The following is a 22,536-nucleotide window of genomic DNA, read 5'->3' as shown; positions in this document are numbered from 1 at the left end:
ATATGGGGGAGCTCGAGGGTAAGGTTGCGCTCGTCACGGGCGGCGCGCTCAACATCGGACGCTCGATCTCGCTCGCGCTCGCTGACGCGGGCTGCGCGGTCGCGGTCAATACCCGAAGCTCGCGCGAGCAGGCCGACGCGGTGGTCGAGCGGATCCGCGGCGCGGGCAGCAAGGCGCAGACCTGCATGGCCGACGTCGCCGACGCGGCCGCGGTGAAGGAGATGGTCGACGGCGTGCTGAAGCGCTTCGGCCGCATCGACATCCTCGTGCTCAACGCATCGATCCGGCGTGAGACCCCGTTCAGGGACATGACGTTCGAGCAGTGGCGCGAGATCATGAGCATCTCGCTCGACGGCTCGTTCCACTGCATCAAGGCGGTGCTGCCGTCGATGATCGATTCGCGCGGCGGGAACATCATCACCCTCGGCGGCGACAACGCGCTCTCCGGCGCGGTCGGCAAGGCGAGCAGCTCGGCGGCCAAGAACGGACTCGTCGGCCTCACGCGCGCGCTGGCGAAAGAGCTGGCGGAGCACAACATCCGCGTCAATTGCGTGTCGCCCGGCAACATGAACACCACGCGGCCCGCTTACCGCCCGCCCAAGGATGCGCCCAAGGGCAAGATTCCGCTGGGGCGCTGGGGCGAGCCCGACGAGATCGCCGCGGCCGTGCGCTTTCTCTGCGGTCCCGGCGGCGGCTTCATCACCGGCCAGACTTTGCACATCAATGGCGGTCAGTACATGTTTGCGTAAATCGGGGTCAGGTCCACATTTCGCCGAAATGTGGACCTGACCCCATTAAAGGAGGGGAAATGAACGACACCGTCGTAGCAACGCACCTCAGTCCCGAAACCGTCCTGCGCGAGATGAAGAAGCACGGCGTGACGCACGTCGTGTGGCTGCCCGACAGCGAGACGAACTGGCTCTACCTGCTGATGAAAGCCGAGCCGACGCTGACGCTCGTCGCGGTTCCGCGCGAAGGCCTCGCCGCTTCGATCGCCGCGGGTCTGCACGCCGGCGGCGCGAAGCCGCTGATCCTCATCCAGAACACCGGCTTGATGGAGTCGGGCGATTCGATCCGCGGCTGGCTGCTCGGCCTCGACATCCCGGTCGTGCTGATGGTGGGCCTGCGCGGCTGGACGCGTCACGGCGTGACCACCGACACCGCGGCGGTCTACACCGAGCGCTTCCTCAACGCATTCAACATCAACTACTACCTCATCGAGAGCGATGCCGACGCGCCGCGCATCGACGTCGCGTTCGAAGAGGCGAAGAAGACCAACCGGCCGGTCGCCGTGCTCGTCGGCGACGAGTACCACGGCTTCGTGGCGAAATAAGGGGGGACGGGAGAATGTTCAACACCAAAGACGCGCTCGAGCTCTTCGCCAAATATCGCGGCGACGCCATCGTCGTCCCCGGCCGCGGCGGGCGCCACTGGATCAACATCAGCGAAGGCCCGATGGACGTGCCGCTCGGCGATCCCGCGATGGGCGGACACTGCGGCTTCGCGCTGGGCCTGGCGATGGCGCTGCCGAAGCGCAGGGTCGTGCTGATCGATTCCGAAGGCGATCTGCAGATGAGTCTCAGCGTCTTGATGACGGTCGCCGAACAGAAGCCGGCGAACTTCTATCACTTCATGCTCGACAACGAGTGCTACGGCACGACGGGCGGCCAGCCGGTGCCGAACGCGAAGAACGTCCAGTACGACCTCATCGCGAAAGGCGCGGGCTACCCGCGCGCCTACGCCTTCACCGAGCTCGAAGCGTTCGGCAAGGCGCTGCCCGAGATCATGAACGGACCGGGACCGGTCTTCGTCGCGATGAAAGTCGTGCCGGAAGTCGAGAACGAAGCGATCGGCGTGCGCAAGCGCTGGATCAGGCGCACCAAGAACCAGGCGATCGCGGATATGCGCAAAGAGCTGCGAATCGGGGTTTGACCGTCGTACGTCATTCCCGAACCGCGCCAGCGGGACCGATCGGGAATCCATTTTTGAAGCCCGAACGTCAAAATGGATTCCCGCCTTCGCGGGAATGACGAGGTGGCATCACCCCATCACTTCATCACCGCATCACGAACGGATTCGGCACCTCCGTCGCCGTCGAGATCCAGACGCTCTTGGTCTGGAGGTATTCCTTGATCATCTCCTGTCCGCTCTCGCGGCCGATGCCGCTGCGCTTGTAACCGCCGAACGGCGACATGAAGCTGACCGCGCGATAGGTGTTCACCCACACCGTGCCGGCCTGCAGCCGGTTCGCCATCGTCAGCGCACGCTTGATGTTCTGGGTCCACACGCCCGCGGCGAGGCCGTAGACCACGCCGTTGCCGATGCGCAGCGCGTCTTCGTCGTCCTCGAACGGGATCACCGACAGCACCGGCCCGAACACCTCTTCCTGCGCGATGCGCATCTGGTTGTTCACGCCGGTGAAGATCGTGGGCTGCACGAACCAGCCGTCGCCGAGGCCGGTCGCCTTGGCGCCGCCAAGCGCGGCGTTGGCGCCCTCGCCCTTCGCGACATCGATGTACTGCAGCACCTTCTGGTACTGCGGCGGCGTGGTGATCGGGCCCACCTGCGTATCGGCGCTCATCGGATCGCCCATCTTCGCGGTCTTCGCGAAAGCGACGAGCTTCTCGACGAATTCGTCGTGGATCGAGCGCTGCACCAGCAGCCGCGAGCCCGCGATGCACGTCTGCCCCGTCGCCGCGAAGATGCCCGAGATCGCGCCTTTCACCGCGTTGTCGATCTCCGCGTCCTCGAAGACGATGTTGGGCGACTTGCCGCCGAGCTCCAGGCTGACGCGCTTCAGCCCTTTCGCCGCCGATTCGTAGATGCGCTGGCCGGTCGCGTCCGAGCCGGTGAAGGTGATCTTGGCGACCAGCGGATGCTCGACGAGCGGGGCGCCGCTCTCGGGACCGAAACCGGTGACGACGTTGATCACACCCGGCGGAAAGCCCGCTTCCTCCACGAGCTTCATGAACTCCAGCAGCGAAGCCGACGTGAACTCGGAAGGCTTGATCACCACCGTGTTGCCCGCGGCGAGCGCCGGCGCGACCTTCCATGCCGTCAGCAGCAGCGGCGAGTTCCACGGCACGAGCGCCGCGACCACGCCGAGCGGCTCGAGCCGCGTGTAGTTGAACGTGTCGGGCTTGTCGGTCGGCAGCACCGCGCCTTCGACCTTGTCCGCGAGACCGCCGAAGTAGTAGTACCACTGCGCCATGTACTGCGTCTGCGCGCCCATCTCGGAGATGAGTTTGCCGTTGTCGCGCACCTCGACCTCGGCGAGATGCCGCGCCTGCGGCGCGATGAGGTCGCCGAGCTTGCGCAGCAGCGCGCCGCGCTGGGTCGCGGTCATCTTCGGCCACGGCCCTTCGCTGAACGCCTTGTGCGCGGCCTTGACCGCGCGGTCGACGTCTTCGGCGCCCGCGCGCGGGATCAGCGCCCACGGCTTGCCGGTATAGGGGTTGGACGATTCGAAAGTCGCGCCGGAGGCGGCGTCGACCCATTCGCCTCCGATGTACATCCTGTAGCGCGTGAGTGTGGCGGTCGCAGTATCCATATCTGGGGTGATGAAGTGATGAGGTGATGAAGGGATGGGAAAGCTTGGGCTATTCTACGTCCGTCACGGACAAGGCCGTCACTCCATGCGACACGCACTCGCCGCGCTGCTTCTCACCTCGAGCTCCCTCGCCGGCGGCGCCTCGTTCGAAGAGAGCTACATGAAGAACTGCGCGGTGTGCCACCTGCCGGGCATCAACGGCGCGCCCAAGGTCGGCGACAAGGCGGAGTGGACCGCGCGCATACGGCCCGGTATCTCGACGATCTATCGCAACGCGATCAAGGGTATCCCCAACACCGCGATGATGGCCAAAGGCGGCCACGACGATCTCTCCGACGCGGAGATCAAGGCGATCGTCGACTACATGATCGGCGCGGCGGGGATCGAGCCGACCGTCCTCAAGGACGCCGCGCGCTACGACGCGCTCGGCATCACCGACGCCGATTTCATCGCGCTCGACCGCGATTTCGACGGCGGCCTTTCCCGCAACGAGGTCGCCGCCGATGCCGTGCTCGCCAGGCACTTCGCGCGCTTCGACGCGAACCGCGACGGCAAGCTGTCCGAAGCCGAGTACCGCACCGCCGAAGCGACGCTCGAGCGCGAGCGTGCGGCGGTCGACGTTCCCGACGAAGCGCTCGTCGCCGCGGTGCGCGCGGCGCTCGCGAAGATGAAGGATGTCGACCTGCCGAACACGAAGGTCGAAGCCGAGCGCGGCACGGTCGCCATCGTCGGCATCGTCGGCACGCCGCAGGTCGTGAAGGACGCCTACGCCGCGGTGAAGCGCATCGCCGGCATCAAGAAGATCGACATGAGGCTCGTCTCGGGCCATCAGATGGGCTGGGACTAGCCCGATAACGGAGGAGAAAGCATGCGAAGAAGAGGTATCGCCGCGAGCGCCGCCTGCGCGCTCGCCTTCAGCGGCGCGCTGTTCGCACAGACCTATCCGGCGAAACCGATCCGCATCGTCTCGCCTTTCCCGCCCGGCGGCAGCGTCGACCTCGTCGCGCGCCTGCTCGCCAACGACCTCGCGAAACCGCTCGGGCAGCAGGTGGTGGTCGACAATCGCTCGGGCGCGTCGGGCAACATCGGCAGCGAAGTGGTCAAGAACGCGGCGCCCGACGGCTATACGCTGCTCATCAACACGCTGCCGTTCGTCACCAACCAGTTCCTCTACAGCCGCGTCCCGTACGATCCGGTCAACGACTTCGCGCCGATATCGCTCATCTGCGGATCGTCGTCGGTCCTGACGGTGCACCCGTCGCTGCCGGTGAAGAACGTGAAGGAGCTGATCGCGCTGGCGAAAGCCAATCCCGGGAAGCTCAACTACGGCTCGGCCGGCGTCGCCACCAACCCGCACATCTCGGGCGAGCTCTTCAACTATCTCGCCAAGACCGATCTGGTCGCGGTGCAGTTCAAGGGCGGCGGGCCGGCGGTGATCGCGACGATGAGCGGCGAGACGCAGATCACCTTCACCAGCGTCAGCGAGACCTATCCGCACGTGCTCTCCAAGCGCCTGCGCGCGCTCGGCGTGACCACGACGACACGGCAGAAGGTGCTGCCCGACGTCCCGACGATCGCCGAAGCGGGCGTGCCGGGTTACGAGTTCACCACGTGGCACGCGCTGGTCGCGCCCAGGGCGACACCGCCTGCGGCGATCGCGCTGCTCAACGACAAGATCCGCGCGACCTTCCGCACGCCCGAGCAGAAAGAGCGCTTCGCCGACCGCGCGCTCGAGGTGATCGCGAGCACGCCGGAGGAGCTTTCGGCGCATCTGAAGCGCGAAGCCCAGAAGTACGGCAAGGTCATCAAGGAACGGGGGATGAAAGCCGATTGAACAGATCGTCATTCCCGCGAATGCGGGAATCCATTTCGACGTTTCAATTTGTAAAATGGATTCCCGATCGCTTCGCGCTTCCGCGCGGTCGGGAATGACGGGTCTTCCCGAATACGGAGGGCACGGATGTTCGCACGCATCATCGCAGCAGCATTCGCAGCATGCTTCGCTTCGACGGCCCCTGCGCAGTCGTATCCGTCGCGCCCGGTCCGCCTCGTGGTGCCCTACCCGCCCGGCGGCGGCACCGACATCATCGGGCGGGTCGTCGCGCAGAAGATCGGCGACGCACTGGGACAGCAGGTCGTCGTGGACAACCGCGGCGGCGCGGGCGGCGTGATCGGCACCGAGATCGTCGCGCACGCCGCGCCGGACGGCTATACGCTGCTCATGGCGCCGACGAGCCACGTCATCAACCCCAGCATCTATTCGAAGCTGTCCTACGACACCGAGAAGGATTTCGCGCCGATCACCCTCGCGGCGTCGGCGACGATCGTGCTCGCGGCCCACCCTTCGGTGGCGGCGAAGACGCTCAAGGAGCTGATCGCGCTCGCCAGGGCCAAACCCGGCGAGCTCACCTTCGGCTCGGCCGGCAACGGGACGGTCTTCCATCTCGCCGGCGAGCTCTTCAAGCGGCAGGCGGGCATCCAGATGACGCACGTGCCTTTCAAGGGCGGCGGCCCCACCGTCGCGGCGCTCGCCGGCGGACAGATCTCCGCGGCGTTCGAGACCATGCTCGCGCTCTCGCCGCACATCAAAGCCGGCCGCGCGCGTGCGCTCGCGATCACCAGCGCCAGGCGCTCGTCGGTGATGCCCGATGTGCCGACGACGGTCGAGCTCGGCTTCCCCGGCATCGTCGCCGAGAACTGGTACGGCTTTTATGCGCCGCGCGGCACGCCGAAGGCGATCGTCGCGCGCGTCAACGCCGAGATCCTGAAGGCGCTCAAGCAGCCCGAAGTGAAAGAGCGCTTCCAGGGACTCGGCACCGAAGTGATCGGCACTTCGCCCGAGCAGCTCGGCGAGTTCGTGCACAAGGAGCTCGCGAAATGGAGCCGGACCGCGAAAGAGGCCGGCGCCCACGTCGAATAAAAGGGTCAGACCCCGGCTTCACCGGGGTCTGACCCTGGTTTTGACTTGATCTGAGGAGAACCGAATGGCAGTCATCCGTCCCAAAGAGGCCTACCACGAGCGCACCACGCAGGAGATGGCCAGGCACCTGCGCACCCCCGAATGGAACCTGCGCCAGAAGATCGCGCTGGCGTGCCGCATCCTCGCCGACGAAGGCCACGAGTCGGCGCTGGCCGGTCAGATCACCGCGCGCGCGGAGAAGCCCGGCACGTACTGGATGCTCTCCTTCGGCCTGGGGTTCGACGAAGCGCAGGCGAGCAACATCGTGCTCGTCGACGACGATCTGAACCTGCTCGACGGCGACGGCATGGTGAACCCGTCGAACCGCTTTCACCTGTGGATCTACCGGCACCGGCCGAACGTGAACGCGATCATCCACACCCATCCGCCGTATTGCTCGGCGCTGTCGCTCACCGGCGAGCCGCTGGTCGCCGCGCACATGGACACGTCGATGTTCTACGACGACTGCGCGTTCCTGCCGCACTGGCCGGGGCCGCCCATCGGCGACGAGGAAGGCGAGATCATCCACAACGCGCTCGGCGACAACCGATCGATCCTGCTCGCGCACCACGGCCAGCTCTGCGCATGCTCGACGATGGAAGAAGCCGCGGTGCTGTCGGTCTTCATCGAGCGCGCCGCGCGCATGCAGCTACTCGCGCGCGCGGTGGGGCCGATCAAGCAACTGGAGCCCGCGCTCGCGAAGGAAGCGCACGACTATCGCCTCAAGCCGAAAGCGGTCGGGGCGACGTTTCATTACTTCGCGAGGAGGGTGTTGCGGAAGAGCTCGGAAGTGTTGGAATGAGTCGGTGCGTTTGCACGCACCCTACGGTAAGGAACGGTCTTTCGTAGGGTGCGTGCTAACGCACCGCGCCTTTAGCCCCGAATCAACTCGAGCACGAGCTCCATCAACGCCCCCCGCGGGTCCGCGAGCTCTTCGAGCATCGTGTAGTGATTGCACCCCTCGACCGGCTCGACGCGGCCCGGCAGGCCGGCCGCGGCGCGCGCGGCCGCGTACTCCTCCGACTGCCGTTGTAATTCCGGCAGCTCGCGGGTTCCGTACGTGACGATGAGCGGCGGTGAATTCCCGGGGATGTTGTGCAGCGGGCTGAGCGGCACGACTTCGTCCGACTCCAGCCTCAGCTTCTCGTTGAGATACGACAGCCGTATCGGCTCGAGATCGTAGAGCCCGCTGATCGCAAGCCCGCCGCGCACCGCGTGATGATCGAGCGCCGCGGCGGTGAGATGGCCGCCCGCCGACCATCCGGACACGAAGATGCGGCTCGCGTCCGCGCTCAGCGTGTGCAGCTTCGCGCCGAGCCACGACAGCGCGGTGCGCACTTCGTCGACGATCTCGCTCAGTCGCGCCTCGGGCGCGAGCGTGTAACCGACCAGCGCGACGCCGATGCCGTGCGCGAGCGGACCGCGCGCGATGAACCGGAAGAGCTCCTTCGCGCGCGATTGCCAGTAGCCGCCGTGTATGAACACGAGCACCGGGCAATCCGGCGCGTCCGCCGCGAAGTAATCGATGCGGTTGCGCTCGCGCGGGCCGTAGCGCAGATCGAGATGCCGCGGACGCTCCAGAGCGATTTCGGCACTTCTGCGCTCCCAGTCCGTGATGAACTTGGCGCTTTCGGCCACCGCCCTGCCGTTGTCGTACGCGGCGTCGAGCGCGGCTTGGTCCATGTCGCGATAGAGGGCCATGCCGCCACGATACACGCGCACGCCGCCGTGCGGTATGTCACTTGCACGGGAGCGGCTGCGTCCCACAATGAACGATCGCGGACGCCCGGAGGAGCCTATGACCGAAACCGCCACGCTGCTCGACGTTACGCTGCGCGTGAACGGCACCCCTCATGCCCTGAAGCTCGATCCGCGCATGACGCTGCTCCAGGCGCTGCGCGACCGGCTGCACCTCACTGGCACCAAGCAGGGCTGCGACCGCGGTCAATGCGGCGCGTGCACGGTCCTCGTCGAAGGCAGGCGGGTGTACTCGTGCCTCGCGCTCGCGGCCGCGCACGACGGCGACGCGATCACCACGATCGAAGGCCTGGCGGCCGAAGCCTTGCAGGCCGCGTTCGTCGAGCACGACGCGTTCCAGTGCGGTTACTGCACGTGCGGCCAGATCGTCTCGGCCGCCGCGATGCTCGACGAGGCGCGTGCCGGCGCGCCGAGCGCGGTCACGCCGCGCCTGTCCGAGCCGATCGAGCTCACCGATGAAGAGATCCGCGAGCGCATGAGCGGCAATCTGTGCCGTTGCGGCGCCTACGTGAACATCGTCGCGGCGGTGCGCGCGGCTGCCGGGGCGCGCTGATGCAGCCGTTCACGTATACGCGCGCGATGGAGATCGACAAGGCGATCGCCGCGGCGGCCGCGCCCGGCGCGAAGTATCTGGCGGGCGGCACCAATCTCGTCGACCTGATGAAAGGCGGCGTGGAGACGCCGCAGGCGCTCGTCGACATCCGCCGCCTGGGGCTCGACGCCGTCGAAGAGCTCCCCGACGGCGGCGTTCGCATCGGCGCGCTCGCGAAGAACAGCGACGTCGCCGATCATCCGCTGATACGCCGGCTCTATCCGCTGCTCGCCCGCGCGCTGCTTTCGGGCGCGACACCGCAATTGCGTAACGCCGCGACCGTCGGCGGCAACATCCTCCAGCGCACGCGCTGCCATTACTTCTACGACACCGCGTTCGCAGCCTGCAACAAGCGCGACCCCGGCTCGGGCTGCGCCGCGCTCGAAGGCGAGAACCGCATGCACGCGATCCTGGGCAGCAGCGAGCACTGCGTCGCGACGCATCCTTCGGACATGTGCGTCGCGCTGTCCGCTCTCGACGCGCTGGTGCGCGTGCGCGGCGCGGCGGGTGAGCGCACGATCTCGATGCTCGACTTCCACCGCCTGCCCGGCGACGAGCCCCACGTCGAGACGCGCCTGATCCCGGGCGAGCTCATCGTCGCGGTGGACCTGCCCGCCTCGGCGTTCGTGAGGCACTGCGCGTATCTCAAGGTGCGCGACCGCGCGAGCTTCGCGTTCGCGCTCGTTTCGGTGGCCGCCGCATTCCGCGTGCACGAAGGCCTGATCCGCGACGCGCGCATCGCGCTCGGCGGCGTCGCGCACAAACCGTGGCGCGCGTTCGACGCCGAACAGATGCTGCTCGATACCCCGGTCGATGCGGCGCCGCTCGAACAGGCCGCGGAGGCCGCGCTCGCCGGTGCGCGCGCGCTCGCGCACAACGCCTTCAAGATCGACCTCGCGCGCCGCGCGGTGTTGCGCGCGCTGCGCGTGGCTCGGCAATGAGCGCGATCGGCAAACCGTCCGACCGTCCCGACGGCCACGCGAAAGTCAGCGGCAGCGCCGAGTACACCGGCGACGTCGCGTTGCAGGGTCTCCTGTACGCGCGCCTCGTCGAGAGCACCGTCGCCGCCGGGCGCATCCTACACATCGACAGCGCCCGCGCCGAGGCGCTGCCCGGTGTGCGGCTCGTGCTCACGCACCTCAACGCCGAGCGGCTGCCGAAGGACGGCCAGGCGGGTTACGGGCCGCCCGCGGGACGCAAGCTCTCCGTGCTCCAGGACGATGCGGTCCATTACGACCGCCAGCCGATCGCCGTGGTCGTCGCCGACACGCCGCACGATGCGGCGCACGCGGCGTCGCTGATCGAGGTGGAGTACGAAGCGAAGGCCGCGCGGCTCGACTTCGAGGCGGCGAAAGCCGACGCGTATCCCGATCCGGATTCCGAGGACTACGTCCGCGGCAAGCCCGAAGCGGCGCTGGCCGCCTCGTCGGTGCGCATGAGCGCCCGCTACACGACTCCGCTCGAGTTCCACAACGCGATGGAGCCGCACACCACCACCGCGGTATGGAACGAGGACACGCTCACCGTATACGACTCGACGCAGTTCATCTTCGGCGTGCGCAAGGTGCTCGCGAAGACCTTCGGGATCGACGAAGGACACGTGCGCGTGGTCTCGACGAACACCGGCGGCGGTTTCGGCGGCAAGGGATCGGTGTGGTCGCACGTCGTGCTCGCCGCGATGGCGGCGCGCGAGGTCGCCGCACCGGTGCGCCTCGCGCTCGAGCGGCCGCAGCTCTTCGGCCCGGTCGGCGGTCGGCCGCGCACCGAGCAGCACCTCGCGATCGGCGCGAGCGAAGACGGGCGCCTGAGCGCGATCACCCACGAGTTCTACACCGACACGTCCGAGATCGAGGACTGGGGCGAGGACTGCGGCAGCTCGGCGCGCATGCTCTATCTCTGCGACAACGTGAGGGCGAGCGCGCGCCTGGTGAAGATGAACCTCGGCACGCCGACGTTCCAGCGCGCGCCGGGGCATACGCCGGGCAGCTTCGCGGTCGAGTCGGCGATCGACGAGCTCGCGTGCCGGCTGGGCATCGATCCCGTCGAGCTGCGTCTGAAGAACCACGCGGACAAGGATCCGGAGAAAGACCTGCCTTTCTCGAGCAAGTCGCTGCGCGAGTGCTACGCCGCGGCCTCGACGCGCTTCGGCTGGGCGAAGCGCAACCCCGCCCCGCGCTCGATGCGCGCGGGTGACGCGCTGATCGGCTACGGCATGGCGACCGCGACCTACCCGGTGCACCGCATGCGCGCCGCGGCTTCGGTCGAGATCACGCCCGCGGGCATCGCGCTCGTGCGCGCCGGCACGCAGGAGATCGGCACCGGCACCGTCGCGGTGATGACGCAGATCGCCGCGGACGCGCTGGGCATCGATCCCGACCGCGTGCGCTTCGAGCTCGGCGACACCGATTACCCGCGCGCGCCGATCACCGCGGGCTCGATGACCGTCGCGAGCCTCGGCCCGGCGGTGCACGCGGCGTGCGAGCTGTTGCGCGGCCAGATCGACAAGCGCAAACCGAAAGACGAGCCGCTGCTCGACTTCGTCGCGCGCCATCCGAACGAGCCGTTCAGGGCCGGCGCCGAAACGAAGCAAGGCAAGGAGAAGGACGCGTATTCGATGCACGCCTTCGGCGCGGTCTTCGCCGAGGTGCGCATCGACGCGGACCTGTGCGAAGTGCGCGTGCCGCGCATCGTCGGCGCTTACGGCTGCGGGCGCATCATCAATCCGAAGACCGCGCGCAACCAGATCGCCGGCGGCATCGTCTGGGGCATCGGCATGGCCTTGCACGAGCACGGCCTGCTCGACGAGCGCTACGGGCGCATCGTCAACGCCAACCTCTCCGAGTACCACGTCCCGGTGAACGCCGACGTCGGCGAGATCGACGTGATCTTCGTCGACGAGGACGACCCGCACGTGAATCCTTTAGGCGCCAAAGGGATCGGCGAGATCGGGATCACGGGTGTTGCGGCAGCCATTGCCAACGCCGTCTACCACGCGACCGGGAAACGCATCCGCGATCTGCCGATCACCGTCGAGAAGCTGCTCTAGGCACTCGTCATTCCGGACGCGCACCGCGGCCTGGACGCCACTTGCCCCTCGTCATTCCGGACGCGCGCAGCGCGATCCGGAATCCATTTTGACTTTAACGTTCACCGACGTGACTGCGGCGCGTGCGGGGACGGCTCACGTGGTGCTCGCGCCGCTCGGCGCAGCGCGCGAGGATCTCGCGCCTCTGCGCGTCGTTCGCCGAATGCCAGTCGCAGATCTCGCGCAGCGTGCGAAAGCACCCCATGCACACGTCGGCGTCGTCGAGGCAGCAGTTGCGCACGCAGGGGCTTTCGACGTGCTCTTCGTCCGTGCTCAAGCGACGACTCCGAGCTTGGCAAGATTCATCGAATAGCTCTGGGCCAATTCATTAACCGCCGAGGACGCAAAGGACGCAAAGGAAAACCGATGCGATGCGGTCGCGTCGTCCCCGACGTGTCCGATGGACACGATCCGGGACCCATGTTGACCTTGAGGGCACGCGAAGATGGATTCCCGCCTGCGCGGGAATGACGATCGTTCTTGAACCTTTGTGTCCTTTGTGTCCTTTGTGGCCAATTTGCTTTTCAACCCTACAAAGCCGGCGTGATCGTCCCGGTGCAATCACCGAACCCGATCGACGCATAACCGTCGCGCTCGGCACGCGCCCGCAGCGTGAGCTCGTCACCGTCCTCGAGGAAGGTGCGCTGCTCGCCCGACGGCAGGTCGATCTTCACCCGGCCGTCTTCCGACAGCTCGGAGAGGCTGCCCCAACCGCTGCGCTCGGGGGCGGAGAGCGTGCCGCTGCCGAAGATGTCTCCCGGCTGGAGGTTGCACCCGCCGCAGGTGTGGTGCGCGACCATCTGCGCGAGCGTCCAGTAAAGGTGCTTCACGTTCGACGCCGAGATGCGGTGCGCCGGCATGCGCTGCTCGCGCATGAGCGGCGTGCGGATCAGCACTTCGAGACCGATGTCGTACGCGCCGCCCGCCTGGTCGCCTTCGTCCCATAGATAGGGCAGCGGCCTGGGGTCGCCTTCCGGCCGCGGCGGCTGGGCGCGCGCATACGGCGCGAGCGCTTCCATCGTCACCACCCACGGCGAGATCGTGGTGCCGAAGTTCTTCGCCAGAAATGGCCCGAGCGGCTGGTATTCCCACGTCTGGATGTCTCGCGCCGACCAGTCGTTGAGCATGCACAGGCCCACGATGTGCTCGCTCGCGCGCGAGATCGGGATCGGCTCCCCGAGCGTGTTGCCCGGCCCTATCCACACACCGAGCTCGAGCTCCATGTCGAGGTTGCGCGCAGGCCCGAAGGTCGGCGCGGTCTCGTCGGGGCGCTTGCGCTGTCCGTTCGGCCTCCTGATCGGCGTGCCGGAGACCACGATCGACGACGCGCGACTGTGATACGCGACCGGCACGTGCTTGTAGTTCGACAGCAGCGGCGGCACGCGCTTGTTGCGCACGCCGCCGTTGTGCGCGTGATGGATGCCGGCGAAGAAATCGGTGTACGAGCCGATCGCCGCCGGCACGTGCATCGTGCAGTTGGCCGCGCGATGCAGCAGCGTCGGCGCGAGCTTGTGCGCTTGCGAGCCGCCCTCGCCCGCCGAGAGCAGCTCGAAGAGCCGCTTGCGCAATGCCGCGCGCTTCGACGCGCCGAGCGCCATGAACGCATTCAGCGTCGGCAAAGCCGCGGCGCGCGCCGCGGCCAGCGCATCGCCGCTGAAGAGATCCGCTTCGACCGCGCGCTGCATGTCGAGGATCTCGTCGCCGATCGCCACACCGCCGCGCGGATCTTCCGCCGCGGTGCCGAACACGCCGTGCGGCAGGTTCTGTATCGGGAAGTCGCGGTGTGCGTTCGCGGATTCGACCCAGCTTCTCGCGGATGCTTCGTGCGTTTCGTCGATAGCGTGGCTCATGCGATCCCCCTTGGCGTTATCGGTCGATGATTGCGAGATTGCGTCGGGACTGTCAACATCGACCACACGTCGACAAGAACACCGGGGAGGATGCTTTGGCAAGGCTGCTCGCGCTGTTGTTCGTCTGTGCGCTATCGCTCGTTCACGCTCAGGAACGCGCTCCCGCTTATCCGTCCAAGCCCATACGCATGATCATGCCGTTCTCGCCCGGCGGCGGCACCGATCTCGTGGGGCGCTTGCTCGCGAAGGAGATGACCGAATCGCTCGGGCAGGCGGTCGTCGCGGACAACCGCACCGGTGCAGGCGGACTGATCGGCATCGAGACCGCGGCGCGCGCGAATCCCGACGGTTACACCGTGCTCTTCACCAACCAGTCGATCGCGACCAACGAGAGCGTCTATTCGAAGCTCAAGTACAACGCGCTGCGCGACTTCGCGCCGGTGTCGCGCGTCGGCGAGTTGCAGTTCATCCTCGCGGTCAACCCGGCGCTGCCGGTCGCATCGGTGAAGGACCTCACCGCCTACGTGAAAGCGCGCCCCGGCAAGCTCTCGTACGCCTCCGGGGGCCTCGGCGGCGTGCTGTACTTCGCGATGGAGATGTACAAGAACCTCGCCGGGCTCGACATCGTGCACGTGCCCTACCGCGGCGGCGGCGACGCGGCGACCGCGGTCGTCGCCAATCAGGTGCAGACGATCTTCGTCTCGGTGCCCGCGGGCATCGCGCTGATACAGGCCGGACGGCTGAAACCGCTGGCGATCACCGGAACGGCGCGATCGAAGCTCGCGCCCGACATCCCGACGATGGTCGAAGCCGGCGTCGCCGGCTACGAATTCACGGTGTGGAACATGATGCTCGCGCCCGCGGCGACGCCCAAGCCTGTGCTCGGCCGCCTGCACGCGACGATCGTCAAGTCGCTCCAGTCCCAGGCGCTGGTCGACAACCTTGCGAAGATGGGGGTGCTGCCGGGCGCATCGGCGTCACCTGCCGAGGCCCACCAGTATTTCGCGGCGGAGGTCGCGCGCTATGCGAAGCTCGTCAAGCAGATCGGGCTGAAGATCGACTGACCGCCCGTCCCTCACTCGAGCTCAGGGCCCGGCGAGCAGCGCGCGCAGCGCGTCGGGCACCGGCTGCGATTTGCCGGACGCGCGGTTGGTCCACACCATCGTCGCATCGCCTTCGGCATAGCGGGCGCCCGCGGCTCCGTTGATCTCGTACCACGTCGGAAAGCTCGTTCGTCCCGGCGCCGCGCCGTAGACGCGGACCTCCAGCGTCTCGGGGTAGCCGATGGGCGCGAGATAGGTGCAGCTCGTCTTCACCACCACCGGGCCTTCGCCTTCGGCGGTGTTCTGCATGCCGGCGGCGTTCAGCCACTCGATGCGCGCCTGCTCCATGTAGGTGAAGTAGGTCGCGTTGTTCACGTGCGCGTTCGCGTCCATGTCCGCCCAGCGCAGCTCGATGCGCGTGACGTGCAGAAGCTTGCGGTCGTTCTTCGTCGTCAAGGTTGTGTCACCTTCTTCAAAGCGGATGTCGCTGCAGCCACGCCAGGTAGTCGGCGAAGGCCGCCTCGGCGTCATGGCGCGCGGCGAAACCGGCGTCCTCGCGCAACCGCCTCACCGCCATCGGCGCGCGATCGCGATCGCCGAGAAACGCGACCGTCGGCCGCTCGCCAGTGAGCGCAGCGCGATATTCAAAGCGGGGATAGATCGTCTTCAGCGACTCGCACCAGCGCACCGTGAAACCGGTCCACCCGCGCCCGCCGCTCAGGTTGTATAAATCGTGCGCGAGCGCCGGCGCATCGAGCAACGCCACGATCCCCGCCGCGACGTCGCGGCTGTAGATCCAGTCGCGGCGCGGCTCGCGGGACGGCAGCACCACCGGCTCGCCGCTTAGCGCGCGGGCAAGAATCTGGAAAGGGAGCGACAGCGTGTCGCGCACGCCGGTGTCGCGCTCCCACGGTCCGAACACGCTGCCGAGCCGGGCGCAGACGACGTCGGCGTTGCGAATCGCGCGCAGCCGCGCGCACACGCGCTCGCTCGCGAACTTGGTGATCGCATACAGCGTGTCGGGCGCTGCCGGAGTCGATTCGTCCACGGCGTCGTTCTCGACGAGCGCCGAGCCGTAGGCCGATCCGGAGCTCACGTAGACCACGCGCCGCACGCCGCAATCGGCGGCCGCGGCGACGACGTGCGCGGTGCCTTTGAGGTTCACGTCGACGATGCGGTCGAACTGCGCAAGCTCGCGCGCTTCGCCGGCGGTGATGACCGCCGCGTGGACCACGCATTCGGGCGCCGCATCCGCCATCGCACGCGCCACCGCGTCGCCATCCGCGACGTCGCCGGTCACCACGCGAAGCTCGCCCGGCAGCGCATCGAGTTCGTCCCGCGCGGTGGCGGGAAGCTCGGCGTTGCTGAAGATCGAGACGCGGTCTCCGCGCGCCAGCAGCGCCTCGGCGACGTTGAGGCCAACGAATCCGGTGCCGCCGGTGACGAGGACGTTCATGCCGACAGCGCCCGCGGGTCGACGCCCCAATCGCGCATCACTTCCTCTCCGTCTTCGCCGACGGCTCCCAGCGCGCGGCGCACCGTCGGCCCGACCGGCGCGAGCCGGATCGGGCACGCGAGGAGCGGCCACACCCGCCCGTTCCCCGCGGGACGTTCGACGATGAGCTCGCGCGCGCGCGTCTGCGCGTGCCCGGCCGCTTCGCTCACGCTCGAGACGGGCGCGCAACGCACGCCGCGCGCGCGCAATGCCGCGAGCGCCGCGTCACGGGTGAGCGCGCTCGACTCGAACTCGGTGGGCTGCGGCCCTTCGACGTAGACGTCACCGTCGAGACAGCGCAGCAGCGACCCCGCCTGCGGGCCGTCTCCGTTCCATTCGAGCTGCGTGAGCCAGACCGAAAGCTCCTGCATCGAGAGGTCGATGAATTGCCCCGCGCCGGTGCGGTCGCGATAGTCGAGCGCGGCGAGGATCGCGAGCAGCGCGAACTGTCCGCCCAGCAGGTCCGAGATCGAGACGCCGGTCTTGTAAGGGATGCCGTCGCGGCGCGTGAGATCCATGACGCCCGCCATGCCCTGGATCGTGGTGTCCATGGCCGGCAGGTCCGCGAGCGGCGAGCCGGCGCCGTAGCCGGAGATGCTGCAATACACCAGCCGCGGATTCAGCGCCGCGAGCGCGTCCGCGCCGAATCCGAAACGGTCCAGCGCGCCCGGTTTCATGTTCTCGACGAACACGTCCGCTTTCTCCAGCAACGCGCGGAAGAGCGCGCGGCCTTGGTCGGTGCGCAGATCGACCACGACGCAACGCTTGTCGCTGTTGCTCAGCGTGCACAGATAGCTCTGCCCGTCGCGATAGGGCGGCGAGACGCGCGAGAGCTCGCCCGCGGGCGGCTCGAGCTTCACCACGTCGGCGCCGAACGCGCCGAGATTGCGTGCCGCGAGCGGGGCCGTCGTGTAGCTGCCCATTTCGAGCACGCGCAGACCCTCGAGCAACGGGCCGCGTTCCTTCGACCGTGAACGCGCCTGCCGCTCCGGGATCTCGCGCGCGGGCGCGAGCGCGGCCATGGGCGCCACACCCTCCGCGGGCGCGCCGTGAAAGAGCGCTCCCGGCACGCGCAACGCCTCGGCGGAGCCCGCCGGCGCGATCTCGCACACCGCGGACCTCGCGTGCACGTTGCGGTCCTCGAGCACCGCGGCAAGCTCGTACACCGGCCCGCACGGCACCGACGCGCGATTGAACGCCTCCAGGCATTCGGCGACGCTGTGCGCCGCGATCCACGGCGCGATCGAGGCGTCCGCTTCGTCGGCGTTGGCGACACGGCCGCCCATCGTGGCAAAGCGCGGGTCCAGCTTCAGCTCCGGCTGCCCGACGACTTCGCACACCCGACCCCACATGTCGTTCGAGGCCGAGCACAGCAGCAGCCAGCCGTCGCGGGCGTGGTAAGCGTTCCACGGCGACATCGAAGGATGGCGGTTGCCGATGCGCGTGGGCGCCCCGCCGTCGAAATACTTCGGGAGAAACGTCGCGAGCATGCTGACCGCGACGTCGAAGAGGGCGACCTCGGCGCGCTGCGGCTCGCCGCTCGCGCGGCGCGCCCGCAGCGCCGCGACGATCGCCGCGGCGGCGAACACCGCCGACGTGCATTCCGCGATGGGCACCCGGGTCGCGACCGGATCGCTTTGCGGATCGCCGGTCGTGGCCATCATCCCCGAGAACGCCTGCACCATGCCGTCGGTGTGCTGCGCGCCGGCGAGCGGACCGCTCGCGCCGAAGGCCGTGACGTCGCAGATCACCGGCACGCGTTCGAGCGCCGCGTGGAGCGCTTGCGGCAGGGTCGAGCGCCAGTCGGACGAGGTGACGACGGCGTCGCAGCGCTCGAGCAGTGCGCAAACACGTTCGACGTCGGCAGGACGATCGGCATCGAGCGCGACGGACGACTTGCCCGCGCCGAGCAGCGCACGGTGCGGCCACTTCGAATGCGAATCGTCCGGAACGTTCGAAGGTTCGACGACGTAGACGGCGGCGCCCAGCCTCTGGAGCAGGCCGCCGCACAGCCCGGTAGCGAGCCGGTCGCCGAGTTCGACGACCGCGATCGGTTCGAGAAAAGTCTCCTGCACGAGCGCTAGGTCATCCGGCCGGACGCGCGGGTGCGTCGCGGAAAGCGGCGATCCCCGTCAGCTCGCGCCCGTGGATCAGCGCGAGCAGCTCGTTGGTGCCGTCGGGTATGGACAGCATGCGCACGTCGCGATACAGCCGTTCGATCCGCGCCTCGCTCGACAGGCCCATCGCGCCGAGCACATTCATCGCTTCGCGCACCACCTGCTCGCACGCGTTCTGCGCGTAGCGTTTGGCCATCGCCGAAGCGCCTTCGGCGGGCACGCCGTTGTCGATCCTGGCGAGCGCGCTGTAGCAGAGCAGGCGGCTCGCTTCTATGGACGTCGCCATGTCGGCGAGCGTCTTCTGGATGAGCTGGTGGCCGCCGATCGGCTTGCCGAACTGCTTGCGCAGCGTGCTGTACTCCACCGCGGCATCGAACGCCTTCTGCGCGAGATGGACCGCCTGCAGGCCGACCAGCGGCCGGCTCACGTTCCAGGTCTGCTTGAGCACACTCGTGCCGCCGGAGCTCGACTCGATCACGTTCTCGTCCGGGATCACGCAGCCGTCGAACACCGCCTCGCCGAGATAGCCCTGCCTCAAGCCCATCATCTCGATCTCGCGCGATTCGAACGGCGTCCTCGCGCGCTCGACCACGACCTTGGTGACGTCGCGCCCGAGCTTCACGCGTCCGTCGAGACACGTCACGATCATGAGATCGCAGATCGCCGCATTGGTGACCCACATCTTGCGGCCGTACAGCTTGAGCACGCCGCCCTCGCGCACGAGGCGCGTCCTGATGCCGCGCGGGTCGGAGCCGGCGTCAGGCTCGGTCGAGCCGGTGCAGCCGATGCGCTTCCCCGCGAGCATCGCCGGCAGCAGCCGCGCTTTCTGCGCTTCGGTCCCTTCGAGAAAGAGGCGCGCAGTGCAGCCTTCGTGCGCGAGCAGGTTCATCGCGACGTACGGCGGAAGCTGCTCGAACACGAGCCCGTAGTCGAGCATCGACAGACCGGCGCCGCCCGCATCGGCGGGCAGGCGCGGCGCGGTGAGCCGATGCTGCGCGAGCACCGCCAGCACGCGCAGGAAGACTTCCCTGGGCAGCGCGTGCTCTTCGTGGGCGTCGACGAGCGGTTGCAGATCGCGCTCCACGGTGCGCCGCACCGCTTCGCGCAAAGCCTCCTGGTCGGAGGAGAATGTGAAATCCATCGCTCTATTCTGACACGAGTACGAGCGCCTCACGCGCCGGCACGTGCACGCGGGGCGCGTCCATACATGAGCGCGCGCCAGAGCCACTCGAGCGGGCCGTACCGATAGCGGCGCAGCCACAGCGCGCTGAACGCGCACTGGAGTGCGAATACGGAAGTGCCCAGCAGCAGCGTGACGAACGCGCCGAGCTTGCCGAACAAACCCAAACCGTAACCGAAGAAGACGAGCGAGAAGATCACCGACTGCAGGATGTAGTTGGTGAAGGCCATGCGCCCGAGCGGCGCGAGCGCACGCGCTGCGATGCCGCGCTCGCGCCGCTGCACGAACGCGACCAGCGCGGCGCCGTAGCCGAGCGCGAGCACGGTCGGCGACAGCTTGGTCATGACGTGGCGGAACGGTCCGAGCGCGTCGACCGTGAGGTCGAAGCCGGCGTCTTCCGCCAGCGTGAGCGCGCCGCCCACGAGGCATCCCGCGATCGCGACGCGGACGAGCACGCGGCGGCTTGCGGCGCTGCCGTCGAACAACCCCGCCCGCCATGCGATCGCGCCGGCCAGGAACAGCGCGATCGTCCGCGCGAACACGAAGGCGTGGAGCGACAGGATGAGCGGAAGCTCGGTCAGGGCGAAGCGGCGGACCTCCGTATAGGAGCCGCCGCCGTAGACGCGCGCCGCTTCGGCCGCGTGCGCCCGCAGCCCTTCGAGCGGCGGCCAGAGCGACGAAATCGGCGGAAACGGCACGGCCAGGTAGATCAGGAGCGCGCAGACCGCGGCGATCGCGAGCGCGCGCACCGGCATCGCGAGCAGCGGGAGAACGATGAAACCCGCGACCGCGTACTCGACGAGGATGTCGCCGTTCCAGATGAAGAGCAGGTGCACGAGGCCGAGCGCGAGCAGCGCCGCGAGCCTGCGCGACAGGTAATAGAGCGGCCGGCCCGAGCGCGACAGCCGCTCCCGGAGGATCGCCATGCTCACACCGAAGAGGAGCGAGAACAGCGAGATCCCCTTGCCCTGCAGCCCCGCGTGAACGAAGGCGCTCGCGACCCTGTCGTGCAGCGAAAGGGGCGCCGTGTCGAACACGAACTGCGCGAAGATCGAGACCCGGAACTCTTCGACCAGATTGACCGCCATCACCGCGAAGAGCGCGGCGCCTCGCAGCGCGTCGATGGCGACGACACGCTCGTCGTTGCCGATAGAATCGGACGATCCCGCCCGATATGCCGCACCGATGCCGGCCTCCGATCTCACGATACACACGCTCGCCGCCAAAGACGTCGCGCTGTTATACGCCATCCTGGAATTGTTCGGCGCGGCGTTCGGCGACGCCGAAAGCTACCGGCGCGCGCCGCCGAGCGCAGGCTACGTCGAGCGCCTGCTGGCGAGAGAGTCGTTCATCGCGCTCGCCGCGCTGAAGGACGGACAGGTGGTGGGCGCGCTCGCGGCGTATGAGCTGCACAAGTTCGAGCAGGAGCGCAGCGAGATCTACATCTACGATCTCGCGGTCGCCGAAGCGCATCGGCGGCAGGGCATCGCCACGGCGCTCATCGAAGAATTGAAGAAGATCGCCGCGTCACGCGGCGCGTGGGTCGTCTTCGTGCAGGCGGACCCCGGCGACGACGCCGCGATCGCGCTCTACACCAAGCTGGGCGTGCGCGAGGACGTGCTGCACTTCGACATCGCGGTGTAGCTCAGCCGCTATCGACGTGTCTGTGTGTTGATCCGGGTATCGAAGCAGGTCGGCTCGCGGTACGACTTCGAGACCGCCACGATCGCCGGGTTCTCGTCCTTGATCGCCTGGAACAGCGGCTCGGTCGGGCGCCACAGGTTGTTGTACGACCCGTCGTGGTGGCCGGGCATGTAGACGTCGGGCCTGTAGGTGCGCGCATGCTCCAGCGCCTGCTTCACCGTGAGCTCCTGGATGTACGACGCCGACACCGCGACCAGCGCGACGTCGACGCGCCCGACCCGGGCCATGACGGCTTTCTCGTAATCGGTCACCGCACCGCCGCTGTTGCGCCACATGAGCCGAAAGCCGGTATCGAAGGTGATGAGGTACGCGATCGTGCCTTCGGCGAGCACGCGCTTGTCGCTCGTGCCTTTGGCGCGGATGCGGGCGAGCTCCTCCGTCTGCTCCTTCGTGGGCGGCGTGGTCGTGGCCTTGAGCGCATCGCCGAAGGCCTTGGCGACCGCGGGCGGCGGCTCGCCGTGACGGCCGAGGATGGGCTCGACGGTGTAGCCCTTGAAGCGCATCGTCTCGCCGCCGCGGCCGGTGACCGTCTTCACTTGCTCCTTGGGAATCGGCTGAGTGAGCAGCTTTTCCGTCGTCACCGGAGCGCCGACCACCGTCGCGCCGGTGCGCGCGCCGACTTCGGCGGCATCGGACATGTGATCGACGTGGCCGTGGCCGATGAGGATCAGGTCCGCGCGCGTGACATCCGCGGCACGGAATCCGAGCGGCGGGACGGTGCAAGGAGCGACGCGAGTAGTGTTCTGATAGCGACCTCGACGCAAAAAATGGATTCCCGCCTTCGCGGGAATGACGGCTACGGCACCCGATGTCGAATCGATCCCTCCGCAGGAATGACGGGCTACGGCACCCGATGTCGAATCGATCCCCTCCGCAGGAATGACGGTCCTCCTACGGCACCTCGATATCCACCAGCGGCCCGTGCTGCTGACCGCCGTAGACGTCCGAATCGTTGATGTCGCCCGAGATGACCGGCCGCGGGATGGTGATCTTGATCGCGTTCGCCGCGTCGTAATCGATCACCTGCACCACTTCGGGCGTCAGGCGATAGGTCTTCGCGAACCACTCGGCGCTGATGAGCTTCGCGTCGCGCACTTTCTCGTAGCCTTCGCGATCCTTGAAGATGACGTCGAAAGTGAGCTCGAACGGACCCGAATTCTTGCTGCGGATGAGCTTGGTGAGCTCCCAGAGTTTTTTTGCCAT

The 22,536-nt window shown here is 67.8% G+C and carries 22 protein-coding genes and 1 pseudogene; 12 read left to right on the top strand and 11 right to left on the bottom strand.

The features are described 5' to 3' along the window. The first annotated feature begins 2 nt into the window (after positions 1-2). The 3 genes from VHP37_18985 to VHP37_18975 are packed head-to-tail and all read left to right on the top strand — an operon-like array spanning position 3 to position 1,932. On the top strand, positions 3-749 hold the full coding sequence (locus tag VHP37_18985) for an SDR family oxidoreductase (GenBank protein HEX2828447.1): 747 nt from the start codon (positions 3-5) through the stop codon (positions 747-749). Positions 750-808: 59 nt separating this feature from the next. Next, positions 809-1,333: a thiamine pyrophosphate-binding protein gene (locus VHP37_18980; protein HEX2828446.1), complete on the top strand. Its 525-nt coding sequence runs from the start codon at positions 809-811 to the stop codon at positions 1,331-1,333. Between the two features lie 14 nt (positions 1,334-1,347). Then, complete coding sequence (locus tag VHP37_18975) at positions 1,348-1,932, top strand: thiamine pyrophosphate-dependent enzyme (GenBank protein HEX2828445.1); 585 nt, start codon at positions 1,348-1,350, stop codon at positions 1,930-1,932. Positions 1,933-2,056: 124 nt separating this feature from the next. On the opposite strand, the gene VHP37_18970 is transcribed toward VHP37_18975, so the two are convergent. After that, the gene (locus tag VHP37_18970) at positions 2,057-3,550 is read right to left on the bottom strand and encodes an aldehyde dehydrogenase (GenBank protein HEX2828444.1); all 1,494 of its coding nucleotides are present in this window, start codon (positions 3,548-3,550) and stop codon (positions 2,057-2,059) included. Between the two features lie 85 nt (positions 3,551-3,635). Between VHP37_18970 and VHP37_18965 the strand changes: the two genes are divergently transcribed. From VHP37_18965 to VHP37_18950, 4 genes are all read left to right on the top strand, one after another. Further along, on the top strand, positions 3,636-4,397 hold the full coding sequence (locus tag VHP37_18965) for a c-type cytochrome (protein ID HEX2828443.1): 762 nt from the start codon (positions 3,636-3,638) through the stop codon (positions 4,395-4,397). Positions 4,398-4,418: 21 nt separating this feature from the next. Next, on the top strand, positions 4,419-5,384 hold the full coding sequence (locus VHP37_18960; protein ID HEX2828442.1) for a tripartite tricarboxylate transporter substrate binding protein: 966 nt from the start codon (positions 4,419-4,421) through the stop codon (positions 5,382-5,384). Between the two features lie 126 nt (positions 5,385-5,510). Next, positions 5,511-6,470, top strand: a complete 960-nt coding sequence (locus VHP37_18955; protein HEX2828441.1) for a tripartite tricarboxylate transporter substrate binding protein — start codon at positions 5,511-5,513, stop codon at positions 6,468-6,470. A 64-nt stretch (positions 6,471-6,534) separates the two neighbouring features. Beyond that, positions 6,535-7,311 carry an aldolase gene (locus VHP37_18950; protein HEX2828440.1) on the top strand — a complete coding sequence of 259 codons (777 nt, stop codon included), beginning with the start codon at positions 6,535-6,537 and terminating at the stop codon, positions 7,309-7,311. 71 nt (positions 7,312-7,382) lie between these two features. Here the strand turns inward: VHP37_18950 and VHP37_18945 are convergent, their stop codons facing one another. Next, positions 7,383-8,210 carry an alpha/beta hydrolase gene (locus VHP37_18945; protein HEX2828439.1) on the bottom strand — a complete coding sequence of 276 codons (828 nt, stop codon included), beginning with the start codon at positions 8,208-8,210 and terminating at the stop codon, positions 7,383-7,385. Between the two features lie 124 nt (positions 8,211-8,334). Here VHP37_18945 and VHP37_18940 point away from each other — a divergent pair. The 3 genes and pseudogenes from VHP37_18940 (at position 8,335) to VHP37_18930 (ending at position 11,905) form a co-directional block, all read left to right on the top strand. After that, positions 8,335-8,820: pseudogene (locus tag VHP37_18940) on the top strand (2Fe-2S iron-sulfur cluster-binding protein). Next, positions 8,820-9,800 (top strand): xanthine dehydrogenase family protein subunit M, encoded by a 981-nt coding sequence (locus tag VHP37_18935; protein ID HEX2828438.1) that lies wholly within the window; start codon positions 8,820-8,822, stop codon positions 9,798-9,800. The pseudogene VHP37_18940 and the gene VHP37_18935 overlap by 1 nt, the downstream one beginning before the upstream one ends. Next, positions 9,797-11,905: a xanthine dehydrogenase family protein molybdopterin-binding subunit gene (locus tag VHP37_18930; GenBank protein ID HEX2828437.1), complete on the top strand. Its 2,109-nt coding sequence runs from the start codon at positions 9,797-9,799 to the stop codon at positions 11,903-11,905. Before VHP37_18935 ends, VHP37_18930 begins: the two co-directional genes overlap by 4 nt. A 94-nt stretch (positions 11,906-11,999) precedes the next feature. Here the strand turns inward: VHP37_18930 and VHP37_18925 are convergent, their stop codons facing one another. Next, a complete protein-coding gene (locus VHP37_18925) occupies positions 12,000-12,221 on the bottom strand; it encodes a DUF1289 domain-containing protein (protein HEX2828436.1) in 222 nt (73 codons plus the stop codon). A 253-nt stretch (positions 12,222-12,474) separates the two neighbouring features. Beyond that, a complete protein-coding gene (fahA, locus tag VHP37_18920; GenBank protein HEX2828435.1) occupies positions 12,475-13,794 on the bottom strand; it encodes a fumarylacetoacetase in 1,320 nt (439 codons plus the stop codon). A 95-nt stretch (positions 13,795-13,889) separates the two neighbouring features. On the opposite strand from fahA, the gene VHP37_18915 reads away from it, so the two are divergent. Further along, positions 13,890-14,858, top strand: coding sequence for a tripartite tricarboxylate transporter substrate binding protein (locus VHP37_18915; GenBank protein HEX2828434.1), 969 nt, complete (start codon positions 13,890-13,892; stop codon positions 14,856-14,858). 21 nt (positions 14,859-14,879) lie between these two features. Here VHP37_18915 and VHP37_18910 read toward each other — a convergent pair whose 3' ends face one another. Genes VHP37_18910 through VHP37_18890 form a run of 5 tightly spaced genes read right to left on the bottom strand, consistent with a single transcriptional unit; the run spans position 14,880 to position 20,834 of the window. Then, on the bottom strand, positions 14,880-15,293 hold the full coding sequence (locus VHP37_18910) for a thioesterase family protein (protein HEX2828433.1): 414 nt from the start codon (positions 15,291-15,293) through the stop codon (positions 14,880-14,882). A 16-nt stretch (positions 15,294-15,309) separates the two neighbouring features. Continuing rightward, positions 15,310-16,293, bottom strand: a complete 984-nt coding sequence (locus VHP37_18905) for an NAD(P)-dependent oxidoreductase (GenBank protein ID HEX2828432.1) — start codon at positions 16,291-16,293, stop codon at positions 15,310-15,312. Continuing rightward, positions 16,290-18,407: a CoA transferase gene (locus VHP37_18900; protein ID HEX2828431.1), complete on the bottom strand. Its 2,118-nt coding sequence runs from the start codon at positions 18,405-18,407 to the stop codon at positions 16,290-16,292. Before VHP37_18900 ends, VHP37_18905 begins: the two co-directional genes overlap by 4 nt. Positions 18,408-18,417: 10 nt before the next feature. Then, entirely contained in the window at positions 18,418-19,590 is a 1,173-nt protein-coding gene (locus tag VHP37_18895; GenBank protein HEX2828430.1) for an acyl-CoA dehydrogenase family protein, read from the bottom strand. A 29-nt stretch (positions 19,591-19,619) separates the two neighbouring features. Further along, positions 19,620-20,834 carry a DUF418 domain-containing protein gene (locus VHP37_18890; GenBank protein ID HEX2828429.1) on the bottom strand — a complete coding sequence of 405 codons (1,215 nt, stop codon included), beginning with the start codon at positions 20,832-20,834 and terminating at the stop codon, positions 19,620-19,622. Here VHP37_18890 and VHP37_18885 point away from each other — a divergent pair. Further along, entirely contained in the window at positions 20,815-21,273 is a 459-nt protein-coding gene (locus tag VHP37_18885) for an AAC(3)-I family aminoglycoside N-acetyltransferase (protein ID HEX2828428.1), read from the top strand. The genes VHP37_18890 and VHP37_18885 overlap by 20 nt on opposite strands. 8 nt (positions 21,274-21,281) lie before the next feature. Here VHP37_18885 and VHP37_18880 read toward each other — a convergent pair whose 3' ends face one another. Then, positions 21,282-22,097, bottom strand: a complete 816-nt coding sequence (locus VHP37_18880) for an MBL fold metallo-hydrolase (protein ID HEX2828427.1) — start codon at positions 22,095-22,097, stop codon at positions 21,282-21,284. Positions 22,098-22,224: 127 nt separating this feature from the next. Next, on the bottom strand, positions 22,225-22,536 hold the full coding sequence (locus VHP37_18875) for a DUF4387 domain-containing protein (protein ID HEX2828426.1): 312 nt from the start codon (positions 22,534-22,536) through the stop codon (positions 22,225-22,227).

This window comes from Burkholderiales bacterium, assembly GCA_036262035.1.
Lineage (GTDB): Bacteria > Pseudomonadota > Gammaproteobacteria > Burkholderiales > SG8-41 > JAQGMV01.
This window is presented reverse-complemented; position numbering and strand designations above follow the sequence as displayed.

Bases quoted from the DNA above. Each gene is read 5' to 3' on its own strand.
- VHP37_18905 (HEX2828432.1), bottom strand. From the start codon at position 16,293: ATGAACGTCCTCGTCACCGGCGGCACCGGATTCGTTGGCCTCAACGTC.
- VHP37_18930 (HEX2828437.1), top strand. From the start codon at position 9,797: ATGAGCGCGATCGGCAAACCGTCCGACCGTCCCGACGGCCACGCGAAA.
- VHP37_18895 (HEX2828430.1), bottom strand. From the start codon at position 19,590: ATGGATTTCACATTCTCCTCCGACCAGGAGGCTTTGCGCGAAGCGGTG.
- VHP37_18955 (HEX2828441.1), top strand. From the start codon at position 5,511: ATGTTCGCACGCATCATCGCAGCAGCATTCGCAGCATGCTTCGCTTCG.
- VHP37_18875 (HEX2828426.1), bottom strand. From the start codon at position 22,536: ATGGCAAAAAAACTCTGGGAGCTCACCAAGCTCATCCGCAGCAAGAAT.
- VHP37_18935 (HEX2828438.1), top strand. From the start codon at position 8,820: ATGCAGCCGTTCACGTATACGCGCGCGATGGAGATCGACAAGGCGATC.
- VHP37_18985 (HEX2828447.1), top strand. From the start codon at position 3: ATGGGGGAGCTCGAGGGTAAGGTTGCGCTCGTCACGGGCGGCGCGCTC.
- VHP37_18885 (HEX2828428.1), top strand. From the start codon at position 20,815: ATGCCGGCCTCCGATCTCACGATACACACGCTCGCCGCCAAAGACGTC.
- VHP37_18950 (HEX2828440.1), top strand. From the start codon at position 6,535: ATGGCAGTCATCCGTCCCAAAGAGGCCTACCACGAGCGCACCACGCAG.
- VHP37_18965 (HEX2828443.1), top strand. From the start codon at position 3,636: ATGCGACACGCACTCGCCGCGCTGCTTCTCACCTCGAGCTCCCTCGCC.
- VHP37_18960 (HEX2828442.1), top strand. From the start codon at position 4,419: ATGCGAAGAAGAGGTATCGCCGCGAGCGCCGCCTGCGCGCTCGCCTTC.
- VHP37_18945 (HEX2828439.1), bottom strand. From the start codon at position 8,210: ATGGCCCTCTATCGCGACATGGACCAAGCCGCGCTCGACGCCGCGTAC.
- VHP37_18970 (HEX2828444.1), bottom strand. From the start codon at position 3,550: ATGGATACTGCGACCGCCACACTCACGCGCTACAGGATGTACATCGGA.
- fahA (HEX2828435.1), bottom strand. From the start codon at position 13,794: ATGAGCCACGCTATCGACGAAACGCACGAAGCATCCGCGAGAAGCTGG.
- VHP37_18980 (HEX2828446.1), top strand. From the start codon at position 809: ATGAACGACACCGTCGTAGCAACGCACCTCAGTCCCGAAACCGTCCTG.
- VHP37_18975 (HEX2828445.1), top strand. From the start codon at position 1,348: ATGTTCAACACCAAAGACGCGCTCGAGCTCTTCGCCAAATATCGCGGC.